Below are 26,946 nucleotides of genomic sequence, written 5' to 3'. Positions count from 1 at the left end.
CGTGTTGGTGCGTGCGTCGGTGGCCGATCGCGCTTCGACTCAGCCGGCCGCGAGCTTGACCATGTCAGCCTGCGGACCCTTCTGGCCCTGCGAGATCTCGAACTCGACCCGCTGACCCTCTTCAAGGGTGCGGTACCCGTCCATCTGGATGGCGCTGTAGTGGACGAACACATCCGCACCACCGTCGACCGCGATGAAGCCGTAGCCCTTCTCCGCGTTGAACCACTTGACGGTGCCCTGAGCCATGCCTAACTCCCCTATTACTGGCCCTTGCGCAGGTCCGCACTTCGCGGACCCGGGTCAGAACTTGCGCCGGAACGCCTCGACCGGGGCTGAATGTATCTGCACCGCTGCTGTCTGCAACAGGTCATTCCGACGAGAAATCTGGACACGCGCAAACGTGGAAATGGACTGAAAATTTGGCCTATTCCCGGGCAAGTCGGGCCAGACAAGCCGCACCAATGCCCCAAAAGGCACGCGCATGTTGACTCAATGTCAACCCTCTCGCGGCCCGCTCATATGCGGCGGGCAAGAACAACGGAGGGGACTTCCCCAACTCTACCGCGCCCAATCAAGCAGAATTGCCCCCTCCGCTTTTAGCGGAGGGGGCAATTCTGATTCCGTGGGGCGTCAGACGGCTCAGCAGCCGCCCGCGACGGCCGGGATGATCGACACGCCGGCGCCGTCCGGCGTCGCCGTCTGCAGGCCGCCCTCGAAGCGCACGTCGTCGTCGTTGACGTACACGTTCACGAAGCGGCGCAGCTTGCCCTGGTCGTCCAGGACGCGCGCGGCGATGCCCGGGTGGTTCGCCTCCAGGGAGTCGATCACCTCGGCCAGGGTCGCGCCCTCGGCCGGGACCTCGGCGGCGCCACCGGTGTAGGTGCGCAGGATGGTGGGGATGCGGACGTTGACGCTCATGGCGCTACCGCCTTTCCGTGTAGTGCGAGGGAAGGGTCAGGCCAGGCCGGCGGCGCGGAACGCGTCCAGGCTCGGGCGGATGGTGGCGGTCTGGCCGCTGCCGGACACCGCCTCCAGGGTCTTGAGGCCGTCACCGGTGTTGAGGACCACGGTGGTCAGCGAGGGGTCGAGGACCCCGTTCTCGATGAGCTTCTTCGTCACGCCGACGGTCACGCCGCCCGCGGTCTCGGCGAAGATGCCCTCGGTCTGCGCCAGGATCCGGATCGCCTCGACGACCTGCTCGTCGTTGACGTCCTCGACGAAGCCGCCGGTGCGGCGCGCGATGTCGAGCACGTACGGGCCGTCCGCCGGGTTGCCGATGGCCAGCGACTTGGCGATCGTGTTCGGCTTCTGCGGGCGCACCACGTCGTGGCCGGCCTTGAAGGCCGTGGACACCGGCGAGCAGCCCTCGGCCTGGGCGCCGAAGATCTTGTACGGCTTGTCCTCGACCAGCCCGAGCTTGACCAGCTCCTGCAGACCCTTGTCGATCTTCGTCAGCTGCGAGCCGGACGCGATCGGGATGACGATCTGGTCGGGCAGCTGCCAGCCGAGCTGCTCGCAGATCTCGTACGCCAGGGTCTTGGAGCCCTCGCCGTAGTAGGGGCGCAGGTTGACGTTGACGAAGCCCCAGCCCTCGCCCAGCGGGTCGCCGATGAGCTCGGAGCAGAAGCGGTTCACGTCGTCGTAGTTGCCCTCGATGCCGACCAGGTCGCCACCGTAGACACCGGCCATGACGACCTTGCCCTGCTCCAGGTCGTGCGGGATGAACACGCAGGAGCGGAAGCCGGCGCGGGCGGCCGCGGCGCCGACGGCGCCGGCCAGGTTGCCCGTGGAGGAGCAGGAGAGGGTGGTGTAGCCGAAGGCGCGGGCGGCCTCGACGGCGATGGCGACGACGCGGTCCTTGAAGGAGTGCGTCGGGTTGCCGGAGTCGTCCTTGACGTAGAGCTTGCCGGTGACGCCCAGCTCCTTGGCCAGGTTCTGCGCGTCCACGAGCTTGGTGAAGCCCGGGTTCAGGCTCGGCTTGGAGGCCACGTCCGCGGGGACGGGCAGCAGCGGCGCGTACCGCCAGATGTTGTTCGGGCCGGCCTCGATCGCCGCGCGCAGGGCCTCCGGGTCACCGGCGGGCAGCTCGTAGGCCACCTCCAGCGGACCGAAGCACTCGACGCAGGCGAAAATGGGGCCGAGCTCGAAACGGGTGCCGCACTCACGACAGGAAAGACCGGTGGCGGGGCCCAGATCGACGGACCCGGCAGAGTGGGAGCCGGAAGCGGCAGAGGTAGCGGCAGTCTGTGCAGCCATGATGGCGAGGCCCTTTCTCCTCATCTTCCCCATGGCGCACTTCGCCATGAGACGGAATTGGCACCTTCCCTAGCCGGGGCCCCGCGCGAGCGAGAACCGACTGGAGGGTTGCCGGGGCTTCAACGGGCCGTGTCCCTCTGCCCCTCTGGATGAGCGGTATGGCACCGGCACACGCGCTCTCAGGCGCGCCGGTGCGTTTGTCGCGAGGCCCCGGCATGCGGTGGACCTTCGCGTTGTTCAAGACTGTAACCGAAGGGGCGGTGGGTTGAGACAGCCGTCCGAACCGCGAGATGGATCACGATTCGGCCGAAAACCGCCGGGTCTGATGCCGCCTCCGAGTAGCCAGGGAGTGCTGAGAGTGCTGGATGAGGTGGAGCGCTGGCTGGCCGACCGCTCCTGGTCCGCCGCCGACCGACCGCTCGACCAGCTCCTCGAGCGCAAACGGGCGGCCGGGACCACCGTGAGCGTGGTGCTGCCGGCCCTCGACGAGGAGGCCACGGTCGGGGAGATCGTCGAGGTGATCCGGCGCGACCTGATCGAGGGCCTGCCGGTGCCGCTGGTGGACGAGCTGGTCGTGGTCGACTCCGGGTCGGCCGACCGGACCGCCGAGATCGCGGCCAAGGCCGGCGCCCGGGTGGTGCACCGGGACGAGATCCTGCCGCGCCTGCCCGCCGTGCGCGGCAAGGGCGAGGTGCTGTGGCGCTCGCTGCTGGCCACCACCGGCGAGATCGTCTGCTTCGTCGACGCCGACCTGCGCGACTTCTCGTCCGCCTTCGTCTCCGGCATCGTCGGCCCGCTGCTCACCGACCCGCAGGTGCAGTTCGTCAAGGCGATGTACGACCGCCCCCTCGGGGACGCTCCCGGCCAGGGCGGCCGGGTGACCGAGCTGGTGGCACGCCCGCTCCTGAACCTCCACTGGCCGCAGCTGGCCGGCTTCGTCCAGCCCCTGGGCGGCGAGTACGCCGTACGCCGCTCCCTGCTGGAACGTCTCCCCTTCCCCGTCGGCTACGGCGTCGAGCTCGGCCTGCTCGTCGACGCGCTGCACACCGTCGGACTGGACGCGATGGCCCAGGTGGACGTCGGGGTCCGGCTGCACAAGCACCAGAGCGGGCAGGCACTGGGCCGGATGGCCGCGGCGATCTACCGCACCGCGCAGCTGCGGCTCTCGCGCGGGCACCTCGTGCGTCCGGAGCTCATCCAGTTCGAGAGGGGGCCGGACGGGTTCGTTCCGCGCACCTACCCCGTGGACACGGAGGAACGGCCGCCGATGCGGGAGATCGAGGAGTACGCGGTCCGCCGCGTGGCCTGAGGCGGGACGGCCCGGGCGGGGGGCGGGCGGCCCTCCATCCGGTAGGTGACGAACCGGTCATTTCCCGGACGTTTGAGCGAGCGGGTGCCGGGCTAGGTTCGCGGCATGGCTTCTCAGGTACTCGTCGCCGCCAACCGCGGCCCGCTCTCGTACGCCCTCGCCGCCGACGGCGCCCTCAGCGCCCGGCGCGGCGGGGGCGGTCTCGTCTCCGGCCTGTCCGCGGCCCTCGCGGCGCAGCCGGAGGCCCTGTGGATCTGCGCCGCCCTCTCCGAGGCCGACCGCGAAGCGGTCCGGCGGGGGGTCTCCGAGCACGGCGTGCGCATGCTGGACATCGACCGCGCGGTGTACGACGACGCGTACAACGGCATCGCGAACTCGGTGCTCTGGTTCACCCACCACCACCTCTACGACGTCCCCCGCGAGCCCGTCTTCGACGCGGAGTTCCGGCGGCGCTGGGACTCGTACACCGCCTACAACCAGGCCTTCGCCGAAGCCCTGGCCGAGGAGGCCGCCGAGGGCGCCCGCGTCCTCGTCCAGGACTACCACCTGGCCCTGGTCCCGGGAGCGCTCCGGGAGCTGCGCCCCGACCTGCGGATCGCGCACTTCACGCACACCCCGTGGGCCTCGCCGGACGTCCTGCACATGCTCCCGGACGACATCCGCAGCCGGCTGGTGTGGGGCATGCTCGGCGCCGACCAGCTCGGCTTCCACACCGCCGGATGGGCCGCCGCGTTCATCAGCGGAGCCACCATGGACGACGTGCACGGCGTCGCGGAGGGCTTCGTCCCCCGCGAGGGGCACCAGGGCGGGGTGCACCACCGCAGGCTGACGGAGGAGGGCCTGTTCGGGGAGATGCGCTTCACCGGCGTCGGCCAGTACCCGCTCGGCGTCGACGGCGACGACCTGAGGGCCCTGGCCCACCGGCCGGAGGTCGACGACAAGCTGGCCGCGCTGCGCGCGGAGGTCGGGGACCGCAAGACGATCGTCCGGGTGGACCGCACCGAGCTGTCGAAGAACGTCCTGCGCGGGCTCCTCGCCTACCGGGAGCTGCTGACCGCCCACCCCGAGTGGCGGGGCCGCGTCGTCCACCTGGCCTCCGCCTACCCCTCCCGCCAGGACCTGGAGGTCTACCGGAACTACACGGCGGCGGTCGCGTCCCTGGCGGCGGAGATCAACGCCGAGTTCGGGACGGAGGACTGGGAGCCGGTGCTGCTCTCCGTCCAGGACGACTTCGCCCGCTCCCTGGCGGCGTACCGGATGGCGGACGTGGCACTGATCAACCCGGTGCGGGACGGCATGAACCTGGTCGCCAAGGAGATCCCGGTGGTCTCGGAGGCGGGCTGCGTCCTGGTCCTGTCGACGGGGGCGGGGGCGTACGAGGAACTCCGCCAGGACGCCCTGACGGTCAACCCGTACGACGTCACGGCGACGGCCGAAGCCCTGCACGCGGCCCTGACGATGCCGGAGGCGGAACGCACGGAACGCACGAAACGCCTGGCAGCAGCCGCCACGTCCCTCCCCCCGGCGGCATGGTTCACGACCCAACTGGAGGCGTTGGGGGGCTGACGCCCGTCGCACTCCCCCGCGCCCGCTATCTCCCCCTCGAGGGGTAGGGGCCGGGCGGTGCCTGCCCACCCGCCTCCCCGGGTGCGGGGCGGTGGGTGGGGGGCGGGGCCCCGCTGGACGGGAGCGGGCAGCCGGCCGGAACCGGGGATGGCCGGGACCTCACTCGGCGGTCTCAGAGAAGGGTTGGGGCTTTCCCGTCAGTCCCACTGTCCTTCCGGTCCGGGCCGCCCTGTCAAGGGCGCTCCTTCGTCGCGTCGCTTCGCGATCGCCTTCGGCGACCCTTGACAGCACGACCCGCCCCGGAAAGACAAGGACTGCCGGGAAACCCCCAAAAGGACGGCACGGTCGTACCTGAGACATCCGGCTCCCTCAGCGACCAGGCGGGGGGCCGGGGGCCGCCTCGCCGAGCATCCGGGCCGACGAGGCAGTGCATCGGGGCCGCGATCCGCGACAGATCGCTACGCGCTCCTCCCGTCCCAGCGTCCGCCGCCCGCCTGTGGCCGCTGCCCGCACCAAAAGCCGACGGAATCGGCATCCGGGACCGGGGGGCGCGACAGATCGCTACGCGCTCCTCAAAATTCGGCGTCCGACGACCGCCCTGGGCTGATACCCGCACCAAATGACGACCGGAGGGGCAACCGGGACCGCCGGACGCGACAGATCGCTACGCGCTACCCGGATGTCGGCGACCGACGGCCGTCTTGGGCTGGTCATAGGCGGGCTGGACGTTGGCGACGGCTGTGGTGAACTCCCGGCCGGACGCGGCACGGATGTATGCCAGCTCCATCCAGTACTCGGCTCCGGTGTCGGAAACGTTCTCGTTGACCACGGCCATCAACACACCCTCGACGCCGGAGGCGATGTCGCGGACACGGCGGCGGAGGAGGCGGTGGGGAACGTATTCGTACTGCTCACTCATCGGGCAGCTCCCTCTGGCCTTGGCCAGGGGTCGTCTTGTGCGGCTTGAGTCATCCGGGTGCCTCCGATTTCGGGCGCCGAATCAGCGGGACGGGGCCAAGGTTCGGCCGCCAACGGGTGTCACCGCCACGCCCCCGTGGACCTCATCTGTTGCCCGTACGGGGGAATGGGGTGTCACGGAGGTGTCGCCTGCCTGTCTTCTGGCCGGAATCCGTTGTGCACGCGGACAGTTGGCCGGAATCATCGAAGGGACATCGCGGCCCCTGCAATGAGGGAGCGGACGTATGGATCCCATTCCGGGGACGCTGTTGAAGGTCCTGGTAGCACAGAAGTCCTGGCGGTATCGGGACTTCGCGGCCGCCTATGAGAAGGCCGCCGGGAAGGTCGGACTGCGAGCACAGAGCTTGTCCGAGGCCCAGTTCCGACGATGGACGTCGGGACGGGTGAAGACCCTGCCGTCGCCTGACGCGTGTCGGGTACTCGAGGCCATGTTCGGAAGGGAGGCCACCGCCCTGTTCGCCGCGCCACCGCGATCCATGCCGACGGCCGCCCCCACCACGTACGACATCGAAAGTGAAATCGCCATGACCGCACGAGACGCAGCCGACGAGGCGAGCACCGCAGCCGCGCAGGCCGTATCGGACACCACGATCGACCAGCTCCGCGATGACGTGGCCGCCCTCGCTACGGCGTACGCGACCTTGCCGCCCTTCGATGTGTTCCGCACGGCGAAGGGACTTCGCCGTGACGCGGAATATCAGCGCGGTGCCACTCAGGTGCCCGCGCAGCAGCAGGAGCTTCTGATCCTGGCGGGGCAGGCGTGTGCGCTGTTGTCGACTGCCGCTTTCGATCTCGGCGCCCTGGATGACGCCACACGGCTGGCACGGTCGGCGGCTCTCTACGGCGAGACCGCGCGGTTCGATCCGATGCGCGCGTACGCCACCGGGTCGCTTGCCATCGTCGCGTACTTCGCCGGACGCCCTGCGGAGGCGGTGAGGCACGCACGGTCGGCACTCGCGTTCGGAGGTCTCGGCGATGTCGGCCGTCGGCGGTTGCTGTCGATCGCGGCACGCGCCTACGGGCATCTCGGCAACCGGGAAGAGGCGGGCCGGGCAACGGCCGCAGCGGTCGCGGTGGACACCGGTGCGCGGGACGAACTTCATGACGGCGTTGGTGGTGAGTTCGCGTTCGACGAGGAACGGCTGGTGATGTCCGCCGCGACGACTGCGCTACTGATCGGAGACGGGTCGCAGGGCGAGGCGCAGGCGCGTCGAGCCCTGGAGCTGGTGTCCGGGCGGCCTCCCGCTCGGCAGTCCACCACGGTGAAGGCGAAGGCGTCGGCCGATCTGGCGGCCGCGCTGCTCGTGCGTGGGGAGCTGGAGGCGGCTGAAGAAGCCCTGACACCACTGTGGGAACTTCCGGGCGACCGGAGGTCTGCCGGGATCCTCGACCGTGTGACGGCACTCCGATCAGCGCTTACCGCGCCGTCGTGGCGAACGGCCCAGCTGGCGGTGGAGCTCGGCGAGCGGATCGAGGACTACGGGCGCCTTGCGCCAGGGCGGGGAGTAGCAGCCATCGAAGCCTGACGGTCAGCAGGCGAGGGCGGCCAGGATCTCCCTCTCCTTGTCCGCAGCGATGCCGTGCTCGGAGGCCCGCGGATGCGCCACCGGGCGGCCGTCGGCCTTCAGCCAGTTCCAGGTGTCGGAGATGGTCGTGGTCAGGGGACGGCACGACAATCCTGCCGCCACGGCACGGGACGCGTCCACGGACCAGACGCCGGACGCTGTGCGCCACAACGGCATTTCGGTCCACTGTCGGACGCCGTGCCGCTCCAGCTCGGCCGGGTCGGCCCAGACGACGCGCCCCGCGCCGCCGGTCACGGCGAGACAGTGGGCAAGGAATTCCTCGATGGAAATCGGAGCGGAATGAGCGATGTTGAACGCTCCGCCGCCGGTCCGGGCGGCCTGGTCCAGTGCGAACGCGGCCACGTCGCGCACGTCCACGGGCTGGATCGGGCGCGAGGACGGCGCGGCGGCGAGGATCGCTCCGCCCCGCTCGGCCCTCCGCAGCCACCACGGCAGCCGGCCCACGTACTCGCCGGGTCCCAGAATGACGCCGGGCCGCAGGATCACTACATCACCGCCGAACGTCTGGCAGACGGCCTTCTCCGCCCCGGCCTTCTGGAAGCCGTACTTCGTCGGCGATCCGTCGGCGCCGGTGTACCCGAACGACTCATCGGCGTCGGCCGGCGCCTCTAGCAGGGCCGACTCCTCCGTCAGCGGCTGGTGCGGCCAGCCCCAGTAGACGGAGACGGTGGAGACGTGCACCCAGCGGCCGACCGCAGGCCGCAAGGCCTCGGCGGCCGCCAGCACGGTGCGTGGAGACATCTCCCCGGACGATGTGTCGATGACGGCGTCCCACAGGCCCGCCTGAGCCAGACGCTTCAGGTCCGCGTCGCTGGTCCGGTCCCCCCGTACCGTCTCGACGCCTTCCGGCACGCAACCGGAGCGGCCTCGATTGAACGCGGTAACGTCCCAACCCCGGGCGAGCGCACCCTCGATGACCGCCCTGCCGAGGAACCAGCCGCCGCCCAGCACCAGAATTCGCATGCCCGCGACCCTGCCACGAACCCCTCCGCCCGCACCACCCGAGCCAACTCGACGGACCGGCCGCGACGGCCTCCGTCGACACCTTCCGAATGGTCGTCAGCCGATCGGTTGCCTGGCCTCCGTCCGCACCTTGACCGTCAGGGCGGCGAGACGGCCGAGGTCGACGTTCTCCGGGGTCGGCTCCGGAGTTTCCGCGGTGAGCACCGTCACCAGGGCCACCGTGTTCCCGTCCGCCCATGCGCACATGGGCTGAACGGTCCAGACGGCCGTCGTGCTGAGAATCTTGACGGCTTGGCAGGTCACGGTCGTGTCGGAGCCGGTCGGGGTGATGTCCTCCGGCTGGACCACCGTCGCGGTGGCGTTCGCTGCGCGCGCGCCACCGTCCATCATGCTCTGGCGGATCTTCGCGGGGTTGGCGAACTGCCCGTACGCCCCGGAAAGGGCAAGGACACTCGGTGCTTCCGAGGACACGCTCGCGTACTGGGCGATGACCGCCTGGGGGGTGCGCGAACCGGCGGAGAGCGCGCGGCCGAGCGCGTCGGCTCTCTCGGTCTGCGACAGGTCCTTGGACAGCTCGTAGGTGCCGTCGCCCACGGTCTCGGGCAGCGTGAGCCGGTGGGTGGCGTCGGGGAGCCCGCTGGAGGCGAGTTGGCGCACCCCGAAGCCCGCGAGCAGGAGCCCGGCAACCGAGACGGCGACGATCCCGATCACCCTCCCGGTCCGGCGGCCGCCGGGGCCGCTCTGGGTGTGCGGCTCTGCCTGCGTGCTGTTCGAACGAGACTGCTCCACGGACCCCGAGGGAACCGCGGCATCCGAGGAAGACGGCATGGACATGGCCGAACACTAAGGCATCCCCCGTCGGGCCCCCCACGGGCCGCGGACGCTGAGATATGAGGAGCGCGTAGCGATCTGTCGCGGAGAGAGGCCCCGAGGCACTGCCTCGTCGGCCCGGATGCTTGGCGAGGCGGCCCCCGGCCCCCCGGCTGGTCGCTGAGGGAGCCGGATGTCTCAGGTGCGACCGTGCCGTCCTTTTGGGGGTTTCCCGGCAGTCCTTGTCTTTCCGGGGCGGGCCGCCCTGTCAAGGGTCGCCGTAGGCGATCGCGAAGCGACGCGACCGAAGGGAGCGCGCTTGACAGGGCGGCCCGAACCGGAAGGACAGTGGGACTGACGGGAAAGCCCCAAGGCATCTCTGAGACCGGCCGGCTCGGACCCCGACGGTCACCGGTACCGTTCAGCGGCTCGCTCCCGCCCGGCGGGAGACCGCCGCCAACCCACTCACCCGCATCCGGGGAGGCGGGTTGGCAAACACCCGCCCGGCCCCGGCCCCTCGAGGGGGAGATGGCGGGCCCGGGCCCCGAGGCCTACCCCCTCAGCGCCCCCGCCAGCTGGGCCAGGAACGCCGCTACCGCGGCCGGGCCCGGGAGGACGAGGTCGGCGCGGGCCGCGAGTTCCGGGACTTCCGCCGAGCCGCTGCACACCAGGAGGCCCGGGAGGCCTTCCGCCCGGCGCTTCTCGACCGCCGAGTACGCCGCGAGGTCGCCCAGGTCGTCCCCCGCGTACAGGACCGGCCCCGCGTCCCGCTCCTGAAGGAACTCGGTCAGGGCGACGCCCTTGTCCATCCCCGGCGGGCGCAGTTCCAGGACGGCGCGCCCCGGCTCGACGATCAGGCCGTGGCGGGCCGCGAGCTCCGCGAGGGGTTCGCGCAGGGCCTGGAACGCCGCCTCGGGGTCTTCCGCCCGGCGGGTGTGGACGGCCAGGGCCTGGCCCTTCTCCTCGATCCAGGTCCCCCGCCACGCCCCGATGGCGTCGAGGAAGCCGGGCAGCTCGGCCCGTACCGCCGCCACGCCGGGGTGTTCGGCGGGGGCGTGCACGACGCCGGTGACGGCGTCCCAGCGTTCGGCGCCGTAGTGGCCGAGGACGACCAGGTGCTCCAGCCCGGGCACCCCGGCGAAGCCTCCGTAGCGGACGGCCACCCCCGCGGGCCGGCCGGTGACCACGGCCACGGCCTCCACCCGAGGGGCGAGTGCGGCGAGCGCCGGCACGGCGTCGGCGTGGGCGCGGGCCTGGTCGGGGTCGGGGACGATGTCGGCGAGGGTGCCGTCGAAGTCGAGGGCGATGACGGCTCTGCGGGGTGTACGGAGGAGGGCTTCGAGTCCCTCGCGTCCGGCGGCGGTGGCGGGCACGGGCATCGGCGGTTGGTGCGGATGGCTCCCCATGGCCACGACCCTACCGGGGCGGCCGGGACCCCGCCCAGACCCTCCAGCCACGATCCAGCCCTATCCCGCGCCGGAACCCGCGCCCGATCCCGCGCCCGATCCCGCGCCGGAACCCGGTAGTGAACGGCAGGGGCCCAGGCCCGGTCCGGCCCGCCCTACCGCCGGGCCCGCTGGGCCTCGCGGATGCGGCGGAGGCGGTTGACGGTGCCGGGGGCGTGGGCGAGGGCGCGGGGGTCGTCCATGAGGGCGTTGAGCAGCTGGTAGTACCGCACCGGGGTGAGCCCCAGCCCCTCGCGTATCGCGCGCTCCTTGGCCCCGGGGCCGGGCCAGCTGCGGCCCTCGTACGCGAGCACGGCCGCCTCGGCGTCGGTCAGGCGGGCCTCGGCCGTCTGCTCCGCCGCCGTGCCCGTCTCACCCGCCTGGCCGCCGTCTGTCATACGGCCACACTAACGGGCCCCGCCGACAGCGCCCGGGCCGGTGCGGGGGGGTGTGCCGCTGCACGGGGCTGCCCCTCCCGCCCTTCCACCGTTCCTCCCCCAGCCGCCGCTGGGTGGTACCCCCAGGCGAGGCCGGGAGAACGGGGGGCGGGGGGGGCGGGGCCCCAGGAGCGCCGCGCGGGGGCGGGCAGGCCCCGGCGGTCGGGCTACTTCTCCCCGTCCGCCTTGCGCGCCGAGTCCGCGATCCGTTCCAGGATCTTCGCCGGCTGGCCGCCCGGCTGGACCGCCTTGCCGATGTTCTGCTTGATGTCCTCGCTGACCCCGGCCCAGGACTTCTTGCCCACCGGGTAGAGCCGCGAGGTCGGCAGGGCGGTGAGGAAGGTGCGCAGCTGGGTGGCCGATCCGCCGGGCGCCGACTCCATCGCGCGGTAGCCGCTGGTGGTGACGGGCAGGAGGTCGTACTGGTTGGTGAAGGTGGTCACGTTCTTCGCCGCGTACAGCTGGTCGAGGAACTTGCCGGCCTCCTTCTTGTGGCCGTTCTTGAAGGCCATGACCCAGTCCGCGACGCCCATCGTGGAGTGGTCGGTGCCGTCGATGGTCGGCATGGCGACCATGCCGAACTTCACGCCCTTGCCGGCCGCCTGCTTCAGCAGCGTCGGGTGGCCGTTGAGCATGCCGGCCTCGCCGCGCGTGAAGGCGTCGAAGGCGGCCTGGCGGTCGAGCTTGCCGGGGTCGACGGGGCCGGTGAGGCCCTGGCCGACCATGCGGTCGCGGAGGAACTCGAAGGTCTTGACGTTCTCCGCGGAGTCGATCGCGTAGGCCTCTTCGTTGTCGGTGTAGCCGCCACCGCCCGAGAGCAGCCACATCATCGTCTCGGCCTGGGCCTCCTCGCGGCCCAGCGGCAGGGCGAAGGGGGTGGGGACGCCCGTGCCCTTGAGCTTCTTGGCCGCGGCCTCGACGTCCGCCCAGCTCTTGGGCTGCCAGGGGGTGGAGCCGTCCTTGGGGATGATCCCGGCGTCGCCGAAGAGCTTGGTGTTGTAGAAGAGCAGCCGCGTGCTGGCGACGAAGGGCATGCCGTACTGGACGCGGCGGACCTTGCCGGCGTCGGCGAGCGGGGCCAGGAAGTCGGCCTCGGTCTTGACGGACAGCAGTTCGTCGGCGGTGTAGAGCTTGCCGGCCTCGGCGTAGTCGGCGTAGGCGCCGATCTGGGCGATGTCGGGGGCCTTGCCGGCCTTGACCATCGCGGCGACCTTGGCGTCGACCTCCGACCACGAGTAGACGCTGACCTCGACCTTGACGCCGGGGTTGTCCTTCTCGAAGGCGGTGGCGAGGTTCTTCCAGTAGCCGGCGGAGGAGTTCTGCGGATTGTCGCCGTAGTCGGCCGCCACGACCCGGAGGGTCACCTCGTTGTCCCCGGAGAGGCCCGGCACGGCTCCACAGCCGGTCAGTGTCACGCCGGTCAGCCACAGTGCGGCGCCGGACGCGGCCAGCCTCAGGTAACGGCCCTTCACAGTTCTCGATCCACCCCAGGTTGTACGTACGATCCACGTAAGGTCTACACCACTTTGGCGGCTCTTCCACATCCGGCGGAGGCCTCGCGCGCGGACTGTTTCCAAACCGTCTCCGGGCGCGGCCCGAACAGGCCTTCCGGATTTGTATGGCCGCTCAACAATCCCACCCAATGGACTAGACCTTTCCCCTTCGAGCACGCGAGACTGTCTTCTGTGAAACCCGTGAAACACGTCATCGCCCTCGATGTGGGCGGCACCGGGATGAAGGCCGCCCTCATCGCCGACTGGGGGCACCACCCAGCGGTAGCTGGGGGAGGCACCCTGCTGCACGAGGCGCGCCGCGCCACCGGCCGCGAGCGGGGCGCCGAAGCCGTCGTCGAGACGATCCTGGACTTCGCCGCCGAGCTCCACGACCTCGGCCGGGACCGCTTCGGCGCGCCCGCCTCGGCCGCCGGGGTCGCCGTGCCGGGCATCGTCGACTCCGAGCGCGGCATGGCCGTGTACGCGGCGAACCTGGGCTGGCGCGACGTACCCCTGCGCGACCTGCTCGGCGCACGTCTCGGCGGCATCCCCGTGGCCCTGGGCCACGACGTGCGCACGGGCGGGCTCGCCGAGGGCCGCATCGGCGCCGGCCGGGGCGCCGACCGCTTCCTGTTCGTCCCCCTCGGCACCGGTATCGCCGGAGCCATCGGCATCGCGGGCCGCATCGAGGCCGGCGCCCACGGCTACGCCGGGGAGATCGGCCACATCGTGGTCCGCCCCGGCGGCCCCGCCTGCGGCTGCGGCCAGCACGGCTGCCTGGAGACCCTGGCCTCCGCCTCCGCCGTCTCGCGCGCCTGGGCGGCCGCCTCCGGCGACCCCGGGGCCGACGCCGCCGACTGCGCCAAGGCCGTGGAGTCGGGCGACCCCCGTGCCGGGGAGGTCTGGCAGGCCGCGATCGGCGCGCTCGCCGACGGCCTGGTCACCGCGATCACGCTGCTGGACCCGAGCACGCTGATCATCGGCGGCGGGCTCGCCGAGGCCGGGGAAACCCTGTTCACACCACTGCGGACGGCCGTCGGGGAACGCGTGACGTTCCAGCGGCTGCCCGAGATCGTTCCGGCCGCCCTCGGGGACACCGCCGGATGCCTGGGCGCAGGGCTCCTCGCCTGGGACCTACTCGCCACGGAGGTACCTGCCTGATGTCCGGACGCGCACAGAGCACCGTTCTCTCCGGCGCCAGGGTGGTGCTGCCCACCGGGATCGTGGCGGGCGGCCGCGTCATCGTCGAGGGCGCCCGGATCGCGGGCAGCGCCCACGAGGACGCCGCACTCGTGGACCTCCCGGGGCACTGGATCGTCCCCGGCTTCGTGGACATGCACAACCACGGCGGCGGCGGCGCCTCCTTCACCTCCGGCACCGCCGAGGAGGTCCTCACCGGCGTGCGGACCCACCGCGAGCACGGCACCACCACCCTCGTCGCCTCCACCGTCACCGGCGACCTCGACGAGCTGGCCCGCCGGGCGGCGCTGCTCGCCGAGCTGACCCAGCAGGGCGAGATCGCGGGCGTCCACTTCGAGGGCCCGTTCATCAACCCGTGCCGCAAGGGCGCGCACAAGGAGGACCTGCTGCGCGACCCCGACCCGGCGGAGGTCCGCAAGCTGATCGACGCCGCGCACGGCGCCGCACGCATGGTCACCCTCGCCACGGAGCTGCCGGGCGGCCTGGACTCCGTGCGCCTGCTCGCCGAGCACGGCGTGATCGCGGCGATCGGCCACACGGACTCCACCTACGACCAGACCGTCCAGGCCATCGAGGCGGGCGCGACCGTCGCCACCCACCTGTACAACGCGATGCCCGGCCTGGAACACCGCGCCCCGGGTCCGATCGCGGCGCTGCTGGAGGACGAGCGGGTCACCGTCGAGCTGATCAACGACGGCACCCACCTGCACCCGGCGATGCTGGAGCTGGCCTTCCACCACGCGGGCGCCGACCGCGTGGCCCTGATCACCGACGCGATGGACGCGGCCGGGTTCGGGGACGGCACCTACCACCTGGGCCCGCTGGAGGTGGAGGTCCGCGAGGGCGTCGCCCGGCTCGTGGAGGGCGGCTCCATCGCGGGCTCGACCCTCACCCTCGACACCGCCTTCAAGCGGTCGGTGACGGTCGACCGGCTGCCCGTCGAGTCCGTGGTGCAGGCCATCTCCGCCAACCCGGCGAAGCTGCTGGGCCTCTACGGCGAGGTGGGCTCGCTGGAGCCCGGCAAGTACGCCGACCTGGTGGTCCTGAATGCGCAGTTCGACGTCAAGGGCGTCATGCGGAGGGGCGAATGGATCGTCAGCCCGCTGGGCTGAACCGGCCTTTCGGCCAGGGCAAAGCGGGGCGTCCGGCCCGGAGGACTGGGCTGGCCGCCCTCCATTTGGCATGATCCCGGCACACACCAAGACCGGGGCTGGCCATGATCCTCACCGTGACGCTCAACACCGCGCTCGACGTCACCCACCGGGTGCCGCGACTGCTGCCGCACACCTCCCACCGCGTCACCGCCGTCACCGAACGCGCGGGCGGCAAGGGCCTGAACGTGGCCCGGGTGCTCGCCGCGCTCGGCCACGAGGTGACGGCGACGGGCTTCGCGGGCGGCCCGGCGGGCGCGGTCGTACGGGACCTCCTCGCCGGATCCGCCGGCGTGGTGGACGCCCTGGTCCCCTGCGCCGGCCCCACCCGCCGCACCCTGGCGGTCGTCGACGAAAGCACGGGCGACACCACCCAGTTCAACGAGCCGGGCCCGCAGATCTCGGCCGCCGAGTGGTCGGCCTTCCTCGCCCGCTACACCGAACTCGCCGCCGGGGCCCGCGCGGTGGCCCTGTGCGGCAGCCTGCCGCCGGGCGTGCCGGTCGGCGCCTACGCGGTCCTGGTACGGGCGGCCCGCGCGGCCGGCGCCCCCGTGCTCCTCGACACCAGCGGCGAGGCCCTGCGCCGCGGGGTCGCGGCCCGGCCGGAGATCATCAAACCGAACGCGGCGGAACTCGCCGAGCTGACGGGCTCGCGCGACCCGCTCCCCGCCACCCGCGACGCCCGCCGCCGGGGCGCCCACGCGGTGGTCACCTCCCTGGGCCCCGAGGGCCTGCTGGCCGCCACCCCCGAGGGCACCTGGCAGGCCACCCCGCCCCGCACCCTGCGCGGCAACCCGACGGGAGCGGGCGACTCGGCGGTGGCGGGCCTGCTGTCGGCCCTGACGGAGGACCTGCCCTGGCCGGACCGGCTGACCCGCGCGGTGGCGCTGGCGACGGCGACCGTCCACGCCCCGACGGCGGGAGAGTTCGACCCCCGCACCTACGCGGAGGTACGGGGGTCGGTGAAGGTCACGCCCTGCCAGCCGGGCTGAGCCGGGCGGAGCCGCGCCGGGAGGCGGGCCGGGAGCCGTGCTGCGAGCCGGCGGTTACAGCGGCTCCAGCCAGAGCTGATCGATGATGATGTCGCACTGGTTGCCCGTCTCGCAGGAGATCTTGACGGTGTTCGTGCCCTTCTTCATGTCCACGTTGGAGTGGGTATAGGTCCACTTGTCCCACTCGCCCGGCTTGGCGTTGGAGAAGTTGTTCATGTTTATCGGGCGGGTCTGCTGCTCGCCGTTGACGGTCAGCGTCGTGCTCGCGGGCTTGCCCGGCACCGCGTAGCTGATCTTCAGCTTGTACTGGCCCGCCGTGGGCACGTCCAGCGTCCAGGTCAGCGCGGCCCCGACCTGGTTGAAGTTGCCGACGTACTGACCGCCGGAGCTCTTGGCGCCCTGCACCGTGTTCTGCAGGGTCGCGCCACCGGTGAGGGCCATGCCGGCGCCGGCGGCCTCGCCCTTGGGGAGCGGGGTCTTCGACGGCTGCGGTGAGGCGCTCGTGTCATCCGAGGGCTGGTTGCCCTTCGGCTGGGCCGGTCCCGGGGACTGGGAGGAGGCCTGGTTCTTGTTCTTGTCGTCGTCCTTGTTGCCGAAGACCAGGGCCGCGCCGATGCCGATCGCCACCGCCGCCACCACGGCGACCGCCGCGATCAGCACGCCCTTGCGGCTGGAGCCACCGCCCCCGCGGCCGCGGCCGCCGGCCGGGGCCGTCTGGCGGGTCTGCGGGGCCGGCTGCTGCGGGACCCCGTAGCCGCCGGCCTGAAGGGCCTCGGGGGCCTGGTACTGGGCCTGGTAGGCCTGCGGGGGCTGCTGCTGGGGGACGGCGCCGCGCTGGCCGCCGTAGGTCCGCTCGCCGACCGTGCGCACCTGGTTGTACGAGGTGCGGGGGACCCCGGGCTGCACGCCGGGCTGCCCTCCGACCGCGGGACCGGGGTAGCCGTATCCGCCGCCCTGACCGGGCGGGGTGGCTCCGGCGGCCTGGCCGTCCGCGTAGAGGTAGCCGAACGGGTCGTCGTCCTCGGGCTGGTTCGCCCCACCGTGCGGGCCGTTGTTCGCGGGCGTCGTCATCGCAGGTCACTCCTTTCGACCCACGGGAGCCTACCCCGAACACGTGCGCCCACGGGTGGCCGATCCGATCACCCGGCCCGGCGGTGGGCCTTGGAGCGGGACCTCTTCTCGATGTACATCCGCTGGTCGGCGGAGCGCAGCACCTCGTCCGCCGACATCCCGCAGCTGGCCCAGCCGATGCCGAAACTCGCCCCGACGCGCACCGCCCGCCCGTCCACCCGGATCGGCGGGATGATCGCGTTGCGCAGCCGTACGGCGAGATCGGCCGCGTCGGCCGCGCCGAGGCCGTCGGCGAGGACGACGAACTCGTCCCCGCCGAGGCGGGCGACCGTGTCCCCGTCCCGGACTCCCGTGGTCAGCCGGCGGGCCACCTCGATCAGGACGGCGTCGCCCGTGTGATGTCCGAAGCGGTCGTTGATCGACTTGAAGCCGTCGAGGTCGCAGAAGAGCACCGCGAGCCCCTTGGTGCCGTCGTCGGTTTCCGAGGCGGGCGCCACCGTGTGCACGTGGTGGTCGTACGGGCCCTCGGGCTGCCCGGGGAAGCCGCCGGGGAAGTCGCCGGGGAAGTCGAAGCCCTCCGCGCCGGGTCCCGGTCCCGCGGCGGGCGCGGCGAAGCCGCCGTAGCCGTGCTCGCCGGTGCCGACGCCCTCCGGCCGGCCCTCGAAGGCCGCGTCGAGCGCTTCCACGGCTCCCGCCCGCACCGACTGGGGCCGCCGGCACAGCCGGGCGCCGAGGCGGGCGCGCAGCTCGGCGCTGTTGGGCAGGCCGGTGAGGGAGTCGTGGCTGGCGCGGTGCGCGAGCTGGAGCTCGTGCCGTTTGCGCTCCTCGATGTCCTCGACGTGCGTCAGGAGGAACCTGGGCCCGTCGGCGGCGTCGGCGACGACGGAGTTGCGCAGGCTCACCCACACGTACGTGCCGTCGCGCCGCCCCAGCCGCAGCTCGGCCCGGCCGCCCTCGGCGGAGGTGCGCAGCAGGGTCCCGATGTCCTCGGGGTGGACGAGGTCGGAGAAGGAGTAGCGCCGCAGCACGGAGGCGGGCCGCCCGAGCAGCCGGCACAGGGCGTCGTTGGTGCGCAGCAGCCGGCCGTGCTGGTCGCCGCCCATCTCGGCGATGGCCATGCCGCTCGGGGCGTACTCGAAGGCCTGCCGGAACGACTCTTCGCTGGCCCGCAGCGCCTGCTGTTCGCGCTCCAGCCGGACCAGGGCCCGCTGCATGTTCGCGCGCAGGCGCGCGTTGCTGATCGCAATGGCCGCCTGGAAGGCGTACATCTGGAGCGCCTCGCGGCCCCAGGCGCCGGGGCGGCGGCCGTTGCGCGGCCTGTCCACCGAAATGACACCGAGGAGTTCCCCGCCCGTCGCATACATGGGGGCGTAGAGCCGGTCCTCGGGGTGCCACTCGTCCTCGAAGCGCGGATCGGGTCCGTCCGTGTGCCACTGGGGTACGTCGTCCTCCAGCAGGACCCAGCCCTCGGTGTGCGGGATGAAGCGCAGGCCGTCCCAGGCCTCGCCCATGGTCAGGCGGCGCTCCCAGGCGGCGCGGGAGCCGACGCGGCCGGTGATCAGGGCTTCGGCGGCGGGGTCACCGGCGAAGGCGGCGACGACCAGATCGCCGTCGGGGCGTACGAGGTTGACGCAGGCGAGCTCGTAGCCGAGGCCGCGCACGATGCCGTCCACGACGGTCTGCAGAGTGTCCGCCAGGCTCCGGGCCGTGTTGAGCTCGGCCACCGCCTGGTGCAGCTGCCGCAGGGTCGCAAGACGGACGTACGGCTCCGACTCGGTCTCCATTGCTCGCTCTCCCCGAGACCTCGACAGCAACTCCAGGTTTGTCATCGGCGTTTCGTTGCGGTGTCCCGTCCACTGAATCACAGTGAGCTGTGCGGCAGGTACACAGGGTCAACAAATCTTGCCCTCTGTGACTCAAGTCACATGAGATGAATAGTGCGGTGGCGTAGGCACGTTGAGGACGAGAGACCTTCCCCCGCCTTCCCACGCGCAAACGATACGCCCGGCCTAGGCCCTACGGCGGGGACACGGCTCGGACCAGCGTCCGATGTGCGGCGCACGGGGGCCGCACTAGCGTGCGGTACGTGCCGAAGACGACCCCCGCAATCCAGCCCTACTCCCCCGCCGCGCCCCTCTCCCCCCATCCTGAGGGGGTGAGCAACGACGAGTTCCGCGCCGCCATGTCCCGGCTGGCGGCGGGCGTGTGCCTGATCACCGCCCACGAACCGCCCCTGACCGCCGACGGGCCGCGCGGCGAGGACGTCGGCATGACCGCCACCGCCTTCATGTCGGTGTCCCTGGACCCGCCACTGGTCCTGGTCAGCGTCCGCGAGGGCTCCCGGATGGACGACCTGCTGGCGGAGCAGCCCCTGTGGGCGGTGTCCGTGCTCGCGGACAACCAGCTCCAGGTCGCGAGCCGCTTCTCGATGAAGGGCCGGATCAGCGACCGGCTCCTCTTCGCCGACCTCCCCTACGAACGCGGCGCCGCCTCGGGGGCCCCGCTGCTCTCGGGCGCCCTGGCCACCCTGGAGTGCCGTACGCGGTCCCGGGTCCCGGCGGGCGACCACACGCTGGTCATCGGCCACGTCCTGACGGCCTCGTTCCCGTCACCGGACGCCCAGCCCCTCACCTACTTCCGCGGCCGCTACCGCCACCTGCTGCCGTAGACCGGCGGAACGGCACCCGGCCGGAACGGGCCGCGGGACCTACCAGTCCCGCGCGCTGCGCCCCCGCTTCGTCTCCCCGCGCGCCTTCTTCTCCCGCAGCCGCCGCTCGTTGATCCCGCGCGGGATCCTCGTCGGCCGCCGGACCTTCGGCGGGGCCGCCGTCGCCTCCGCCAGCACCGCCGCCATCCGCACCAGCGCCATCTCCCGGTTGCGGTACTGCGACCGGTGCTCGGACGCCCGTACCGTCAGCACCCCGTCCACCAGCCGCCCGGCGAGCCGCTCCAGCGCCCGCTCCTTCCACACCTGCGGCAGCGCCGTCGTCGCGGCCACGTCGAACAGCAGCTCCACCCGCGAGTCCGAGGTGTTCACGTGCTGTCCGCCCGGCCCGGAGGAACGCGAGAACCGCCAGGCGAGCTCCGCCTCGGGGAGCACGACCGCACCGCGGATGACATAGGGACCAGGCATGCCCCCTATGATCCGCCCCCGCCCCGCCCCCGTCACCCTCATTTCCCGCCCCGGCCGCCCCCGCGGAACCCCCTGGAACCTCCACGCCCCCTCCCCGCGTTATGAAGGGCAGCGGTAGCTTGACCCCACATCGGGACCGAGCACCCGGAATGACGAGGAAGGACACCAGTCACATGGCAGTAAGCCTGTCCAAGGGCGGCAACATCTCGCTCTCGAAGGAGGCCCCCGGCCTCAGCGCCGTCACGGTCGGCCTCGGCTGGGACGTCCGTACGACGACCGGTGTCGACTTCGACCTCGACGCCTCGGCCATCGCGGTCGACGCCACGGGCAAGGTCGTCTCCGACGGCCACTTCGTCTTCTTCAACAACAAGTCCACCCCGGACCAGACCATCGTCCACACCGGTGACAACCGCACCGGCGAGGGCTCCGGCGACGACGAGTCCATCAAGGTCAACCTGGCCGGACTGCCGGCCGGCGTAGACAAGATCGTCTTCCCGGTCTCCATCTACGACGCCGACTCCCGCAGCCAGAACTTCGGCCAGGTGCGCAACGCGTACATCCGCGTCGTCAACCAGGCCGGCGGCGCCGAGATCGCCCGCTACGACCTCTCCGAGGACGCCGCCACCGAGACCGCCATGGTCTTCGGCGAGCTCTACCGCAACGGCGCCGAGTGGAAGTTCCGCGCCGTCGGCCAGGGCTACGCCTCCGGCCTCACCGGCATCGCCCAGGACTTCGGCGTCAACGTCTGACCGGGCACGGCGCGGCCCCTTCCCCACCGTCCCCGGGAAGGGTCCGCGCCCGCCGACGCCACCGCTACGCCTTGGGCCGCGCGTCCCCGTAGAGCCACACGTCCCACACCCTCTTCAAGTCCGCCCCCGTACGCCGCTGCGCGTACGCGGTGAAATCGGCCGTGCTCGCGTTCCCGTACCGGTGATCGGCGGCCCACCCCCGCAACAGGTCGAAGAACTTCTCGTCCCCCACCTCCTGCCGGATCCGGTGCAGCACCATCGCACCCCGGTAATAGACCGGATCATCGGAAATGTGCTCGGCGCCGGGCGGCGAAGCCGGCGGGAAAGCCGCCCAGTCGACACCGGCATGCCCGTCCACGGACGTGTCACCGGCCAGGAACGCCTCGAACCGCCGCTGCGCGCTCACACCCCCGTGGGACTCCGCCCACAACCACTCCGCGTACGTGGCGAACCCCTCGTTCAGCCACATGTCCTTCCAGGACCTCGGCGACACCGAATCCCCGAACCACTGGTGCGCCAGCTCGTGCAGCACCAGCTCCTCGTCGGGCGCACCCGGGTAGACCGGCTTGGTCTGCGTCTCCAGCGCGTACCCCAGCGACCGCGCGGGCATCACGATCGAACCCACCGTCCCGAACGGATACGGCCCGAACGTGGCACTCCCCCACTCCACCATCTCCGGCACCCGCGCCAGCACCGCACGGGACGCCTCTTCCTCCCCCGGCGACACGGCCTGGTACACGGACACCCCCGAAGCGGTCCGCCCCGTGGTCACCTTGAACTTCCCCACGGCGACCGTCGCCAGATAGCTCGCCATCGGCTCCGCACTCCGCCACGCGAACGCGGTCCGCCCGCCCCCCACGTCCCGCCGGGAAAGCAACTCCCCGTTCGACACCGCCTCGTACCCCGCCGGAACCGTCACCGTGACGTCGTACACGGCCTTGTCACTGGGATGGTGGTTGCCGGGGAACCAGCCCATCGACCCCACCGGCTCCCCCACACCGACCGCGGTACCGCCCCCGGTGCTGATCCAGCCCTCCTTGGACCCGTCCGGATCGACCAGCGGCTTCGGCCGGCCGCCGTACTCCACCTTCGTCCGGAACACCTCGCCCTTGCGCACGTCCTTCGCCGGACGCACCGTCAACTCGCTGCCGGTTCGGTTGTAGCGCGCCGCCACACCCTGCACGTCCACGGCCTCGACCTTCAGCCCGCTGAAATCGAGGTTGAACGAACTGAGCCCCTGCTCGGCCCGCGCCGTGATCACCGCCGTACCGCGCAGCTCCCCGCCGGCCGGGTCGTACGCCAGGTCCAGCGCGTAGTGCTCGACCTGGTACCCGCCGTTGCCCGCCCGGGGGAAGTACGGATCCCGCAGCCCCGACGCGCCGGGCCGCCCCTGCACCGTCGCCCCCGTACACCCCGCGCAGAGGGCGATCAGGACGGCGAGGGCGGGGGCGGCGAGACGGGTGAGCGCGCGGAGTTCCACACGCCCGATCCTAAGTGGGCTTACTTGCCAAGGGCCTCGACACCGGCCTTGGCGAACTTCTCGTCCAGGTCACCGCTCGGCGCACCGGCCACGCCGATCCCGGCGACGGGCGCACCGTCGGCCTGCACCGGGGCGGCACCGGCGAGGAACAGGGTGCCGGGGATGTCCTTCAGGTTCGGGGCCTGCGCGAGCCGGCCGGCCAGCACCGAGGTCGGAGCGTTCCAGGACACGGCGGTGTAGGCCTTGCGCTGGGCGGACTCGTACGACTGCGGGCCCGCGCCGTCACCGCGCAGGGTGACGATCGTGTTGCCGTTGCGGTCCACCACCGCGACCGTCACCTTCTGGTTCTCCTTCTCGGCGGCCGTCAGCGCGGCCTGCGCGGCACGGGTGGCGGCGTCGACGGTCAGGTGGGTCGAGGTGGTGAAGTTGCCGCTCTTGACCTCGTCCTTCTTGGCAGGGGTGGCGCTCGCGCTGACGGCCCCGAAGGTCCCGGCGCCGAGAACGACGGCGAGGGCGGTACCGGTGAGGACGCGGGTACGGGTGTTCATCTCTGCTCCTGGTGGTCTCGACTGGCTCCCTCCAACCATCACCGCCACCCCCACCCCGCCCCGTCCCCGTACCGGCTCGCCCCGACGACCCCACCGGCTGACCCGGGGGTCATCCGATCGGCCGATGCGGCGGGGCTGGCCGCCCGGTTTCGTGGGGGCACCCGGCCGGGGGCGGGGACGGGGTGGGGTGTCGTCCGGGGCTAAAACGAGATGACTTCGGCGCCCTGTACCGACCCACAGCAGTGATCCGGCTCGGAGCGCCGAACATCGAAGCCCGCCCCGGACGACACCCCACCCCGGCACCGACCCCGGCCACCCCCGACCCCGCCCCCACCCCGCCCGGCCAGGGCAAAGGCCGACCCCGTAACCGCCCGGCCAGGGCAACGGCCGACCCCGTAACCGCCCGGCCAGGGCAACGGCAAAATGGACAGCACCCCCACCCCCCAGGAGCCCCGCCGTGAGCCACCCCCCGCGGAAACCCGACACCCGCGCCCTGGCCACCGTCATGCACGCGGCGTTCTTCCTCCTGCTCGGCGCCTCCGTGGCCCGCTTCCTCCTCCGCCACCCCGGCGAACCCCGCACCCCCTGGATCATCGCCCTCAGCATCACCCTGGCCCTCCTCTACGTCCTCGGCCCCGCCGTGGGCGGCACCGCAGCCGCACCCCCCGAACGCACCACCCCCGCCCCCACCCTCCACCGCCGGAGGCTCTGGCTGGGCCTCGTCGTCGCCACCTGGGTGGTCCTCGTCGTCCTCGCACCCAGCTTCGCCTGGTGCGCCGTCCCCCTCTTCTTCACCGCCCTGCGCACCCTCCCCCCACGCGCCGCGGCAGCCCTCGTCACCGTCCTCACCGTCTTCGTCGTCGCGGCCCAGCTCAAGCTCTCCACCGCCTTCGACCCCAACCTCCTCCTCGCCCCACCCGCCATCGCCGCCCTCGCGACGGCCGTCTTCATCCACATGGAGCGCCAGGCCCAGGCCCAGCGGGCCCTCATCGACGACCTGATCCGCACCCGCAGGGAACTCGCCGCCACCGAACGCCGCGAAGGCACCCTCGCCGAACGCCAGCGCCTGTCCATGGAGATCCACGACACCCTCGCCCAGCACCTCTCCAGCCAGCAGATGCTCCTCCAGGCCGCCGACCGGACCTGGGACACCGACCCCGCCACCGCCCGCGCCCACGTCCGCACCGCCACCGGCATCGCCGCCCGCGGCCTCGCCGAAGCCCGCCGCCTCGTCCACGACCTGGCCCCGCCCGAACTGGACAACGGCACCGGCCTCGCCGACGCCCTGCGCGCCCTGGACGCCGGCCCCGACATCGAGGTCCGCTTCCACCTCGAGGGCACCCCCGCGCCCCTCCCCGACCGCGCCGAATCCGCCCTGCTGCGCATCGCCCAAGGCGCCCTCGCCAACATCCGCGAACACTCCGGCGCCCGCACCGCCGCCCTCACCCTCAGCTTCCTCGGCGACCAGGTCGTCCTGGACATCGCCGACGACGGCACCGGCTTCACCACCGCCCCCACCGGCTCCGCCACCCCCACAGACCGCGGCCACGGCCTCCCCGCCATCCGCGCCCGCGTGCGCCAGCTCGGCGGAACCCTGACCATCGAATCCACCCCGGGCGAAGGCACCGTCCTCTCGGCCTCGATCCCCCTGGAGCCCACAGGATGACGACGATCCTCCTCTGCGACGACCACGTCGTCGTCCGCGCCGGCCTGCTCGCCCTGCTCGGCAGCGAGCCCGACATCGAGGTGCTGGGAGAGGCCGGCAGCGGCGAGGAAGCCGTCGCCCTGGCCGCCAAGCTCCACCCCGACGTCGTCCTCATGGACCTCCAGCTGGGCGAGGGCATCGACGGCGTCGAAGCCACCCGCCGCATCACCGCCCTCCCCCACCCCCCGCACGTCCTCGTCCTCACCACCTACGACACGGACGCCGACATCACCCGCGCCATCGGCGCCGGCGCGACCGGCTACCTCCTGAAAGCCGAACGCCCCGAAGAACTCTTCGCCGCCATCCACTCGGCCGCGGCCGGCCGGACCACCCTCTCCGCCCCGGTCGCCAGCCGCGTCATGGCCCACATGCGCGGCACCCGCCCCACCCTCACCGACCGGGAACTCGACATCCTCGGCCAGCTGGCCCGCGGCCTCGGCAACCGCGACATCGCCCGCGCCCTGTTCATCAGCGAAGCCACGGTCAAAACCCACCTGGGCCGCATCTACGACAAGCTCGGCGTCGACACCCGAGCGGGCGCGGTGGCGGTGGCCAAGGAACAACGCCTCCTGCCGTCCTGACCCCCACGACGCACCACCCCCCACCCCCCGGCACGAGCCCGACCCCCCACCCCGCACCCACCCGTGACACCATCGGCTACGTGCTCGACATCGGCTACTCCCTCTCCCGGCGCTTCCCCGACCCCCCGCAGACCGACTACCGCTCGGCGGACGTCCACACCCTGCGCCACGACCTCTTCTGCGGCGACGTCTACCTCGCCGACACCGAAAAGGACACCGAGGTGTCCACAGCCTGGGGATGGGTGCCCGTACTCGACTTCGCCTGGGCCCTCTGCGACATCGTCGAACAACTCGACCAGGACCCCCGCGGCAGCCGCTCCTCCCACAGCCAGTACGCCGAACTCGACTTCACCGAGTCCAGCGACCGCATGCTCTTCGAACGCCGCTTCGGCTGGGTCGACATCGAAGCCGACTGGATGCCCCCGGAAGAGGAGCCGCTGACCTTCAGCCACCGCCTCCTGCGCCGCGAGGCCCGCGACTTCCTCCACGACCTCGTCGCCGACCTCGTCGACATGCACGAGGGCCTCGCCGACAACCCGGTCATCTGGAGCCTCCAGGCCCGCTTCCCCCGCGTCCCCGCCTGACGACCCCCTCCCTCGACGCACCAGGAGGAACGTGAAACTGCGCGACGCCACCCCCGACGTGGTGGCGGGCACGGTCACCCTCTGGTCGCACGACACCGACGACGGCCCCGTCTCCGAGACCGACGTCCCGTTCGCCGGGCAGATCTTCCGCACCAACCACTGGTGCGTGAACCCGAAGACGGACCTCATCTGACGGCCCGGCCGCCCTCCCTACCCCACCACCCGCACCCCCAGCTGCGCCGCCAGCACCGGAGCCAGATCGAACAGCTGCGCCGGACTGATCACCGCCCCGGCCAAGGACTCCACCCCCCGCGCCACCCCCAGCTCCACCGCGCCCCGCAGGTCCACATCCACCAGCCGCGCCCCCGTCACGTCCACCCCCCGCACCACACAGTCCCGGAACTCCACCCGCTCCAGCACCGCACCCCCGAAGTCCGGCTCCACCAGCACGCACCCCTCGAACACCACGTCCCGCAGCCGCGCCCGCCGCAGGTTCAGGTACTCGACCTTGCCGCCCTGCACGAGGACCCGCTCCAGCACCGCCCCGTGCAACTGCACCCCACCCAGCCGGGCGTCCACCAGCTCCACATCCCGCAACGAGGCCCCGGCCAGATCCACGCCCACCCCCCGGACGCCCTCCAGCACCGAATCCAGGACCCGCGCCTTGCCCAGCCCGGCCCCGTCCAGCCCGCACCGCCGCAGCGCACAGTCCATGAACCGCGCCCCCACCGCCTCCTGCCCCGCCAGATCCAGATCGGCGAACTCCAGCCCGTCGTAATCCCCGTCCGGCTCCAGCTCACCGCCCTCCCACACCACCAGCTCCGGCAGCACCACCTCCGCCCGCCGCGCCGCCTTCACCGACTGCCCGCCACTCCGCCCGTTCCGCGCCATACCCCCATCGTGACCGAC

27 protein-coding genes and 1 riboswitch are annotated in these 26,946 nt (G+C 72.2%); of the genes, 12 read left to right on the top strand and 15 right to left on the bottom strand.

Going from position 1 to position 26,946, the window contains the following annotated elements:
• Nucleotides 1-39 precede the first annotated feature (39 nt).
• The 3 genes from BX286_RS20545 to thrC all read right to left on the bottom strand — a co-directional run bounded on the left by BX286_RS20545 (nucleotide 40) and on the right by thrC (nucleotide 2,280).
• Nucleotides 40-246 carry a cold-shock protein gene (locus tag BX286_RS20545; protein WP_008743607.1) on the bottom strand — a complete coding sequence of 69 codons (207 nt, stop codon included), beginning with the start codon at nucleotides 244-246 and terminating at the stop codon, nucleotides 40-42.
• Nucleotides 247-639: 393 nt separating this feature from the next.
• Nucleotides 640-918 (bottom strand): ubiquitin-like small modifier protein 1, encoded by a 279-nt coding sequence (locus BX286_RS20540; protein WP_045950714.1) that lies wholly within the window; start codon nucleotides 916-918, stop codon nucleotides 640-642.
• Nucleotides 919-954: 36 nt separating this feature from the next.
• On the bottom strand, nucleotides 955-2,280 hold the full coding sequence (gene thrC, locus BX286_RS20535; protein ID WP_100863196.1) for a threonine synthase: 1,326 nt from the start codon (nucleotides 2,278-2,280) through the stop codon (nucleotides 955-957).
• Nucleotides 2,274-2,412, bottom strand: a riboswitch (SAM riboswitch). Its footprint overlaps the gene before it by 7 nt.
• Nucleotides 2,413-2,614: 202 nt before the next feature.
• On the opposite strand from thrC, the gene BX286_RS20530 reads away from it, so the two are divergent.
• Together BX286_RS20530 and BX286_RS20525 are read left to right on the top strand one after the other, a co-directional pair.
• Nucleotides 2,615-3,565: a glucosyl-3-phosphoglycerate synthase gene (locus tag BX286_RS20530; protein WP_079429053.1), complete on the top strand. Its 951-nt coding sequence runs from the start codon at nucleotides 2,615-2,617 to the stop codon at nucleotides 3,563-3,565.
• A 105-nt stretch (nucleotides 3,566-3,670) separates the two neighbouring features.
• Nucleotides 3,671-5,131 carry a trehalose-6-phosphate synthase gene (locus tag BX286_RS20525; protein ID WP_079429052.1) on the top strand — a complete coding sequence of 487 codons (1,461 nt, stop codon included), beginning with the start codon at nucleotides 3,671-3,673 and terminating at the stop codon, nucleotides 5,129-5,131.
• A 664-nt stretch (nucleotides 5,132-5,795) separates the two neighbouring features.
• Here BX286_RS20525 and BX286_RS20520 read toward each other — a convergent pair.
• Complete coding sequence (locus BX286_RS20520) at nucleotides 5,796-6,050, bottom strand: hypothetical protein (RefSeq protein ID WP_121015785.1); 255 nt, start codon at nucleotides 6,048-6,050, stop codon at nucleotides 5,796-5,798.
• A gap of 283 nt (nucleotides 6,051-6,333) precedes the next feature.
• Between BX286_RS20520 and BX286_RS20515 the strand changes: the two genes are divergently transcribed.
• The gene (locus tag BX286_RS20515) at nucleotides 6,334-7,635 is read left to right on the top strand and encodes a DNA-binding protein (protein WP_100863199.1); all 1,302 of its coding nucleotides are present in this window, start codon (nucleotides 6,334-6,336) and stop codon (nucleotides 7,633-7,635) included.
• A 3-nt stretch (nucleotides 7,636-7,638) separates the two neighbouring features.
• Here the strand turns inward: BX286_RS20515 and BX286_RS20510 are convergent, their stop codons facing one another.
• The 5 genes from BX286_RS20510 to BX286_RS20490 all read right to left on the bottom strand — a co-directional run bounded on the left by BX286_RS20510 (nucleotide 7,639) and on the right by BX286_RS20490 (nucleotide 12,822).
• A complete protein-coding gene (locus tag BX286_RS20510; protein WP_187344170.1) occupies nucleotides 7,639-8,658 on the bottom strand; it encodes an NAD-dependent epimerase/dehydratase family protein in 1,020 nt (339 codons plus the stop codon).
• Between the two features lie 96 nt (nucleotides 8,659-8,754).
• A complete protein-coding gene (locus BX286_RS20505) occupies nucleotides 8,755-9,447 on the bottom strand; it encodes a hypothetical protein (protein ID WP_148710285.1) in 693 nt (230 codons plus the stop codon).
• 572 nt (nucleotides 9,448-10,019) lie between these two features.
• On the bottom strand, nucleotides 10,020-10,874 hold the full coding sequence (otsB, locus tag BX286_RS20500; RefSeq protein ID WP_079429050.1) for a trehalose-phosphatase: 855 nt from the start codon (nucleotides 10,872-10,874) through the stop codon (nucleotides 10,020-10,022).
• 155 nt (nucleotides 10,875-11,029) lie between these two features.
• A complete protein-coding gene (locus tag BX286_RS20495; protein ID WP_121015779.1) occupies nucleotides 11,030-11,311 on the bottom strand; it encodes a DUF3263 domain-containing protein in 282 nt (93 codons plus the stop codon).
• A 206-nt stretch (nucleotides 11,312-11,517) separates the two neighbouring features.
• Nucleotides 11,518-12,822, bottom strand: coding sequence for an extracellular solute-binding protein (locus BX286_RS20490; RefSeq protein WP_167747599.1), 1,305 nt, complete (start codon nucleotides 12,820-12,822; stop codon nucleotides 11,518-11,520).
• Nucleotides 12,823-13,044: 222 nt separating this feature from the next.
• Between BX286_RS20490 and BX286_RS20485 the strand changes: the two genes are divergently transcribed.
• The 3 genes from BX286_RS20485 (at nucleotide 13,045) to BX286_RS20475 (ending at nucleotide 16,186) form a co-directional block, all read left to right on the top strand.
• Nucleotides 13,045-14,004, top strand: a complete 960-nt coding sequence (locus BX286_RS20485) for an ROK family protein (RefSeq protein WP_079429047.1) — start codon at nucleotides 13,045-13,047, stop codon at nucleotides 14,002-14,004.
• Nucleotides 14,004-15,155 (top strand): N-acetylglucosamine-6-phosphate deacetylase, encoded by a 1,152-nt coding sequence (gene nagA, locus BX286_RS20480; protein ID WP_079429046.1) that lies wholly within the window; start codon nucleotides 14,004-14,006, stop codon nucleotides 15,153-15,155. Before BX286_RS20485 ends, nagA begins: the two co-directional genes overlap by 1 nt.
• 104 nt (nucleotides 15,156-15,259) lie before the next feature.
• A complete protein-coding gene (locus tag BX286_RS20475; protein ID WP_079429045.1) occupies nucleotides 15,260-16,186 on the top strand; it encodes a 1-phosphofructokinase family hexose kinase in 927 nt (308 codons plus the stop codon).
• Between the two features lie 54 nt (nucleotides 16,187-16,240).
• On the opposite strand, the gene BX286_RS20470 is transcribed toward BX286_RS20475, so the two are convergent.
• Together BX286_RS20470 and cdgB are read right to left on the bottom strand one after the other, a co-directional pair.
• Nucleotides 16,241-17,257: a CBM35 domain-containing protein gene (locus tag BX286_RS20470; protein ID WP_079429044.1), complete on the bottom strand. Its 1,017-nt coding sequence runs from the start codon at nucleotides 17,255-17,257 to the stop codon at nucleotides 16,241-16,243.
• Between the two features lie 68 nt (nucleotides 17,258-17,325).
• Nucleotides 17,326-19,041 (bottom strand): diguanylate cyclase CdgB, encoded by a 1,716-nt coding sequence (cdgB, locus tag BX286_RS20465; RefSeq protein WP_079429043.1) that lies wholly within the window; start codon nucleotides 19,039-19,041, stop codon nucleotides 17,326-17,328.
• A 302-nt stretch (nucleotides 19,042-19,343) separates the two neighbouring features.
• Here cdgB and BX286_RS20460 point away from each other — a divergent pair, with 302 nt between their 5' ends.
• Nucleotides 19,344-19,925 (top strand): flavin reductase family protein, encoded by a 582-nt coding sequence (locus BX286_RS20460; RefSeq protein WP_079431866.1) that lies wholly within the window; start codon nucleotides 19,344-19,346, stop codon nucleotides 19,923-19,925.
• 39 nt (nucleotides 19,926-19,964) lie between these two features.
• On the opposite strand, the gene arfB is transcribed toward BX286_RS20460, so the two are convergent.
• Complete coding sequence (gene arfB, locus BX286_RS20455; protein ID WP_079429042.1) at nucleotides 19,965-20,390, bottom strand: alternative ribosome rescue aminoacyl-tRNA hydrolase ArfB; 426 nt, start codon at nucleotides 20,388-20,390, stop codon at nucleotides 19,965-19,967.
• A gap of 173 nt (nucleotides 20,391-20,563) precedes the next feature.
• On the opposite strand from arfB, the gene BX286_RS20450 reads away from it, so the two are divergent.
• Nucleotides 20,564-21,139: a TerD family protein gene (locus tag BX286_RS20450; RefSeq protein WP_079429041.1), complete on the top strand. Its 576-nt coding sequence runs from the start codon at nucleotides 20,564-20,566 to the stop codon at nucleotides 21,137-21,139.
• Between the two features lie 64 nt (nucleotides 21,140-21,203).
• Here the strand turns inward: BX286_RS20450 and BX286_RS20445 are convergent, their stop codons facing one another.
• Complete coding sequence (locus BX286_RS20445; RefSeq protein WP_121015776.1) at nucleotides 21,204-22,619, bottom strand: M1 family metallopeptidase; 1,416 nt, start codon at nucleotides 22,617-22,619, stop codon at nucleotides 21,204-21,206.
• Between the two features lie 20 nt (nucleotides 22,620-22,639).
• Nucleotides 22,640-23,167, bottom strand: coding sequence for a heme-binding protein (locus BX286_RS20440; RefSeq protein WP_185117209.1), 528 nt, complete (start codon nucleotides 23,165-23,167; stop codon nucleotides 22,640-22,642).
• Between the two features lie 505 nt (nucleotides 23,168-23,672).
• On the opposite strand from BX286_RS20440, the gene BX286_RS20435 reads away from it, so the two are divergent.
• The 4 genes from BX286_RS20435 to BX286_RS36685 all read left to right on the top strand — a co-directional run bounded on the left by BX286_RS20435 (nucleotide 23,673) and on the right by BX286_RS36685 (nucleotide 26,230).
• Nucleotides 23,673-24,833 carry a sensor histidine kinase gene (locus BX286_RS20435; RefSeq protein WP_121017699.1) on the top strand — a complete coding sequence of 387 codons (1,161 nt, stop codon included), beginning with the start codon at nucleotides 23,673-23,675 and terminating at the stop codon, nucleotides 24,831-24,833.
• Nucleotides 24,830-25,453 carry a response regulator transcription factor gene (locus tag BX286_RS20430; protein WP_045950638.1) on the top strand — a complete coding sequence of 208 codons (624 nt, stop codon included), beginning with the start codon at nucleotides 24,830-24,832 and terminating at the stop codon, nucleotides 25,451-25,453. Before BX286_RS20435 ends, BX286_RS20430 begins: the two co-directional genes overlap by 4 nt.
• Nucleotides 25,454-25,533: 80 nt before the next feature.
• Entirely contained in the window at nucleotides 25,534-26,037 is a 504-nt protein-coding gene (locus tag BX286_RS20425) for a hypothetical protein (protein WP_121015773.1), read from the top strand.
• A 31-nt stretch (nucleotides 26,038-26,068) separates the two neighbouring features.
• A complete protein-coding gene (locus BX286_RS36685; RefSeq protein ID WP_159036748.1) occupies nucleotides 26,069-26,230 on the top strand; it encodes a hypothetical protein in 162 nt (53 codons plus the stop codon).
• A 17-nt stretch (nucleotides 26,231-26,247) separates the two neighbouring features.
• Here the strand turns inward: BX286_RS36685 and BX286_RS20420 are convergent, their stop codons facing one another.
• On the bottom strand, nucleotides 26,248-26,928 hold the full coding sequence (locus tag BX286_RS20420) for a pentapeptide repeat-containing protein (RefSeq protein WP_121015770.1): 681 nt from the start codon (nucleotides 26,926-26,928) through the stop codon (nucleotides 26,248-26,250).
• Nucleotides 26,929-26,946 lie beyond the last annotated feature (18 nt).

This window comes from Streptomyces sp. 3211.6 (assembly GCF_003634815.1).
Lineage (GTDB): Bacteria > Actinomycetota > Actinomycetes > Streptomycetales > Streptomycetaceae > Streptomyces > Streptomyces katrae_A.
The sequence above is the reverse complement of the archived record's forward strand: the minus strand, read 5'-3'. Positions and strand labels throughout refer to the sequence as shown.

Bases quoted from the DNA above. Each gene is read 5' to 3' on its own strand.
- BX286_RS20545 (WP_008743607.1), bottom strand. From the start codon at position 246: ATGGCTCAGGGCACCGTCAAGTGGTTCAACGCGGAGAAGGGCTACGGC.
- BX286_RS20540 (WP_045950714.1), bottom strand. From the start codon at position 918: ATGAGCGTCAACGTCCGCATCCCCACCATCCTGCGCACCTACACCGGT.
- thrC (WP_100863196.1), bottom strand. From the start codon at position 2,280: ATGAGGAGAAAGGGCCTCGCCATCATGGCTGCACAGACTGCCGCTACC.
- BX286_RS20525 (WP_079429052.1), top strand. From the start codon at position 3,671: ATGGCTTCTCAGGTACTCGTCGCCGCCAACCGCGGCCCGCTCTCGTAC.
- BX286_RS20520 (WP_121015785.1), bottom strand. From the start codon at position 6,050: ATGAGTGAGCAGTACGAATACGTTCCCCACCGCCTCCTCCGCCGCCGT.
- BX286_RS20515 (WP_100863199.1), top strand. From the start codon at position 6,334: ATGGATCCCATTCCGGGGACGCTGTTGAAGGTCCTGGTAGCACAGAAG.
- BX286_RS20510 (WP_187344170.1), bottom strand. From the start codon at position 8,658: ATGCGAATTCTGGTGCTGGGCGGCGGCTGGTTCCTCGGCAGGGCGGTC.
- otsB (WP_079429050.1), bottom strand. From the start codon at position 10,874: ATGGGGAGCCATCCGCACCAACCGCCGATGCCCGTGCCCGCCACCGCC.
- BX286_RS20495 (WP_121015779.1), bottom strand. From the start codon at position 11,311: ATGACAGACGGCGGCCAGGCGGGTGAGACGGGCACGGCGGCGGAGCAG.
- nagA (WP_079429046.1), top strand. From the start codon at position 14,004: ATGTCCGGACGCGCACAGAGCACCGTTCTCTCCGGCGCCAGGGTGGTG.
- BX286_RS20475 (WP_079429045.1), top strand. From the start codon at position 15,260: ATGATCCTCACCGTGACGCTCAACACCGCGCTCGACGTCACCCACCGG.
- BX286_RS20470 (WP_079429044.1), bottom strand. From the start codon at position 17,257: ATGACGACGCCCGCGAACAACGGCCCGCACGGTGGGGCGAACCAGCCC.
- cdgB (WP_079429043.1), bottom strand. From the start codon at position 19,041: ATGGAGACCGAGTCGGAGCCGTACGTCCGTCTTGCGACCCTGCGGCAG.
- arfB (WP_079429042.1), bottom strand. From the start codon at position 20,390: ATGCCTGGTCCCTATGTCATCCGCGGTGCGGTCGTGCTCCCCGAGGCG.
- BX286_RS20450 (WP_079429041.1), top strand. From the start codon at position 20,564: ATGGCAGTAAGCCTGTCCAAGGGCGGCAACATCTCGCTCTCGAAGGAG.
- BX286_RS20440 (WP_185117209.1), bottom strand. From the start codon at position 23,167: ATGAACACCCGTACCCGCGTCCTCACCGGTACCGCCCTCGCCGTCGTT.
- BX286_RS20435 (WP_121017699.1), top strand. From the start codon at position 23,673: ATGCACGCGGCGTTCTTCCTCCTGCTCGGCGCCTCCGTGGCCCGCTTC.
- BX286_RS20430 (WP_045950638.1), top strand. From the start codon at position 24,830: ATGACGACGATCCTCCTCTGCGACGACCACGTCGTCGTCCGCGCCGGC.
- BX286_RS20420 (WP_121015770.1), bottom strand. From the start codon at position 26,928: ATGGCGCGGAACGGGCGGAGTGGCGGGCAGTCGGTGAAGGCGGCGCGG.